The organism is Pseudomonas sp. PS01270 (genome assembly GCF_029959775.1).
Taxonomy (GTDB): domain Bacteria; phylum Pseudomonadota; class Gammaproteobacteria; order Pseudomonadales; family Pseudomonadaceae; genus Aquipseudomonas; species Aquipseudomonas atacamensis.
In genome coordinates this window covers 1-4070 of record NZ_JASCPT010000226.1, presented here as the reverse complement: position 1 = coordinate 4070, position 4070 = coordinate 1, and the positions used below count along the sequence as shown (strand labels likewise).

Sequence of the window (4070 nt, the reverse complement as noted above, 5' to 3'; positions counted from 1 at the left end):
GTCGAACACAAATCCTGTGTTCACACACATCCACTGTGGGAGCGAGCTTGCTCGCGAAGGGGCCTGTACAGACACCCCAAAACCATCCCGCTTGACGTAAACGTAAACCACCGATTAGCTTAGCGCCATGCCCCTTTTCCGAGCGCTTTCATGAGCAGTCAGACCTACAGCATTTCCGACCTCGCCCGCGAGCTGGACATCACCACCCGGGCGATCCGCTTTTATGAAGAGCAAGGCCTGCTCAGCCCCGAGCGTCGTGGCCAGGAACGTATCTATTCGCCGCGCGACAAGGTCACTCTGAAGCTGATCCTGCGCGGCAAGCGCATCGGTTTTTCCCTGGCCGAATGCCGCGAGTTGATCGAGCTCTACGACCCGTCCGGCGGTAACACCAAACAGCTCAACAGCATGCTGGCGAAAATCAGCGAACGCCGCGAACAGCTCGAACAGCAGTTGCTCGATATCGAACAGATGAAGCTTGAGCTGGACACAGCCGAAGAGCGCTGCGTGCAGGCGCTGGAGCAGACGCTCAAGAGCCAGCAGGCGGTCTAAAGATTCACCACTTCCCCTGTGGGAGCGAGCTTGCTCGCGAATACGGTCTGACATTCAGAATATCTGTCACTGACCCTACGCTTTCGCGAGCAGGCTCGCTCCCACAGGGTTCTTCGTGAACTCAAAAAACAGGCAGGTCCCACCCATGTCCCTCCCCTCCCAAGTACGCCTGATCGAAGTCGGCCCGCGCGATGGCCTGCAGAACGAAGCCCAGCCGATCAGCGTCGCCGACAAAGTGCAACTGGTCGACGCCCTGAGCGCCGCAGGGCTCGGCTATATCGAAGTCGGCAGTTTCGTTTCGCCCAAGTGGGTGCCGCAAATGGCCGGATCCGCCGAAGTGTTCGCGCAGATCCAGCGCAAACCCGGCGTGACCTACGGCGCACTGGCGCCGAACTTGCGCGGCTTTGAAGACGCGCTTGCCGCCGGGGTCAAGGAAGTCGCGGTGTTCGCCGCCGCCTCCGAGGCGTTCTCGCAGCGCAACATCAATTGCTCGATCAGCGAGAGCCTGGCGCGGTTTGCGCCGATCATGGAGGCGGCGAAACAACACGGCGTTACCGTGCGCGGTTACGTTTCCTGTGTGCTGGGCTGTCCGTATGAAGGCACGGTCGCGCCGGAGCAAGTGGCGATGGTCGCGCGCGAGCTGTACGCGATGGGCTGCTACGAAGTGTCGCTGGGCGACACCATCGGCACCGGCACGGCGGGCGCGACCCGGCGCCTGTTCGAGGTGGTTTCGGCGCAGGTGCCACGGGACAGACTCGCCGGGCATTTCCATGACACCTATGGCCAGGCCATGGCCAACATCTACGCCAGCCTGCTCGAAGGCATTGCGGTGTTCGACAGCTCTATCGCCGGCCTCGGCGGCTGCCCGTACGCCAAAGGCGCTAGCGGTAACGTTGCCACCGAGGACGTGGTGTACCTGCTCAATGGCCTGGGCATCGAGACCGGTATCGATCTGGACGCCTTGATTGCTGCGGGCCAGCAGATCAGCGCAGTGCTCGGCCGTCCAAGCGGTTCGCGAGTGGCCAAGGCACGCAGCGCGCAGTGAGGTGTTACCGCTGGATCAGTGAAGTGGGCAAAAGCGAGTAACACGGAAACAAATTGTCTGGCTTTGGCTAGGGGTGAAAAAGCCTGAAAAAGTTAAATCACTGATTTATAAGGCTTTTTAAAAGTTGGCACGACACCTGCTATCTCTATGGCATAACAAGAATAAAAAGCCGCAAACCAATAAAAACAAGACGAAACGACTCTGACATAACAAGAACAACACGGCAGAGACGCAGCTAACAGATTTTTTTGGAGAAGGTGTGCTTTTCAGGGTGCTCTCAGGAGTGACCCGCAACCGGGCAGAGAACAATAAAACTACCTTCAGGTAGCTCCCGAATCGGTTGGATCGTTAAACGAGAAAGCAGATCAGCGCTCAAAAAAATACGTTTGCTCTTGACCCCGGATGGGGGTCGCCAAAAAGCTGTACAGGGCCACGGTTGCCAAAAACAACAACAGACCGACCCTCAATAATAAAAAGAGCACGCAACGACAAATTAAAGGGGAGCTTCGGCTCCCCTTTGTGCTTTCTGTGATTCCTGAATCCCCTGATCCCTGTGGGAGCTGGCTTGCCAGCGATTGCGGTAGAACATTCAACATTGATGCTGGCTGACCTGACGCCATCGCTGGCAAGCCAGCTCCCACAGGGTTTAGGTTACCGCTCGGTTATTTTCAGCTCCTCGATACTGATCTCGCGCATCCTGAATTTCTGGATCTTGCCCGTCACCGTCATCGGAAACGCGTCGACGAATTTGAAGTAACGCGGTGTCTTGAAATGGGCGATGCGTTCCTTGCACCAGTTTTGCAGCTCCAGCTCCGAGGCGCTGTGGCCGGGGTGGAATTTGATCCAGGCGACGATTTCCTCACCGTAGCGTGAGCAGGGAATACCGATCACCTGCACGTCCGCCACCGCCGGATGGGTGAAGAAGAATTCCTCCAGCTCACGGGGATAAACATTCTCGCCGCCACGAATGATCATGTCTTTGTTACGCCCGGCGATGTTGACGTAACCCTCCTCGTTCATGCTCGCCAGGTCGCCGGTGTGCATCCAGCCGGCCTCATCGATGGCTTCGGCGGTGGCCTGCGGGTTGTTCCAGTAACCGAGCATCACGCTGTAACCGCGCGTGCACAATTCGCCAATGGTGCCGCGCGGCACGAGGTTGCCGGCGGTGTCGATGATCTTGCTTTCCAGTTGCGGCTGGGTGCGCCCGACGGTGGTGACACGCAATTCCAGCTCATCCGCAGGCCCGGTCTGCAGCGACACCGGGCTGGTTTCGGTCATGCCGTAGGCAATCTGCACTTCGCTCATATGCATTTCGTTGATCACCCGGCGCATGACCTCAATCGGACAGGTGGCGCCGGCCATGATCCCGGTGCGCAGGCTCGACAGGTCGAAAGTCTGCCGCTGCGGCTGATCGAGCATGGCGATGAACATGGTCGGCACACCGTACAGCGCCGTGGCTTTTTCTTCGGCCACCGCTTGCAGGGTGAGCGCCGGATCGAAAGCGTCGTTGGGGTAAATCATCGTGCTGCCATGGGTGACGCAACCGAGGTTGCCCATGACCATGCCGAAGCAGTGATACAGCGGCACCGGAATCACCAGACGATCGGCAGCCGTCAGGCCGAGGCTTTCGCCGACCATGTAACCGTTGTTGAGAATGTTGTAGTGACTGAGGGTCGCGCCCTTGGGGAAACCGGTAGTGCCGGAGGTGTACTGGATGTTCACCGGTTGATCGAAATGCAGACTGGCGCTGCGTTCGCGCAGCTGTTCGGACGAGACGCTGGCGGCCAGATCGCTGAGCTGCGACCACGGCAGAAAACCCGGCGGCGGATTGGCATCGAGGCTGATCACGCCGCGCAGCTCCGGCAGGCGTTCGCTGCGCAGCTGACCGATGGCGTGCTCGGCCAATTCTGGCGCCAGGGTCTGGAGCATTTCGTGGTAATTCGAGGTTTTGAACGCTCCGGCGCAGACCAGCCACTGACAGCCGGATTGCTTGAGCACGTATTCGAGTTCGGAGCTGCGGTAGGCGGGATTGATGTTGACCAGGATCACGCCGATCTTCGCCGTGGCGAACTGGGTAATGCACCACTGCGCGCAATTCGGCGCCCAGATGCCGAGTCGATCGCCGGTCTGCAAGCCCAGTGCGAGCAAGGCCCTGGCCTGCTCATCCACCGCGTCGGCCAGTTGCCGCCAGGAGTAACGCAACTGCTGATGGCGCACCACCAACGCCTCGCCGTCCGGGTATTGCGCGACAGTCTGATCGAAGCGCTGACCGATGGTCATCGCCAGCAGGGCTTTGTCCTGAGAGCCACGGGTGTAGCTGCGCTGCGGGTTTGCACTGGGTTGATCCATGACGACCCCTATTGTCTTTATTAGTGGGTTTTCCCGGTTTTGAATCCCTGTGGGAGCGAGCCTGCTCGCGAATACGCTGCGTCATTGAGCCTTGGGGGCGACTGATACAGCGCTTTCGCGAGCAGGC

Annotated in this window: 3 protein-coding genes; 2 read left to right on the top strand and 1 reads right to left on the bottom strand. The window is 59.2% G+C overall.

From position 1 onward, the window contains the following. The first annotated feature begins 150 nt into the window (after positions 1–150). Positions 151–549 (top strand): MerR family DNA-binding transcriptional regulator, encoded by a 399-nt coding sequence (locus tag QMX86_RS27580; protein WP_039763349.1) that lies wholly within the window; start codon positions 151–153, stop codon positions 547–549. A gap of 145 nt (positions 550–694) precedes the next feature. Next, positions 695–1594 (top strand): hydroxymethylglutaryl-CoA lyase, encoded by a 900-nt coding sequence (locus QMX86_RS27575; RefSeq protein WP_041477111.1) that lies wholly within the window; start codon positions 695–697, stop codon positions 1592–1594. A 651-nt stretch (positions 1595–2245) separates the two neighbouring features. Here QMX86_RS27575 and QMX86_RS27570 read toward each other — a convergent pair. Then, the gene (locus tag QMX86_RS27570; protein WP_282387651.1) at positions 2246–3943 is read right to left on the bottom strand and encodes an AMP-binding protein; all 1698 of its coding nucleotides are present in this window, start codon (positions 3941–3943) and stop codon (positions 2246–2248) included. Between the last annotated feature and the right edge of the window lie 127 nt (positions 3944–4070).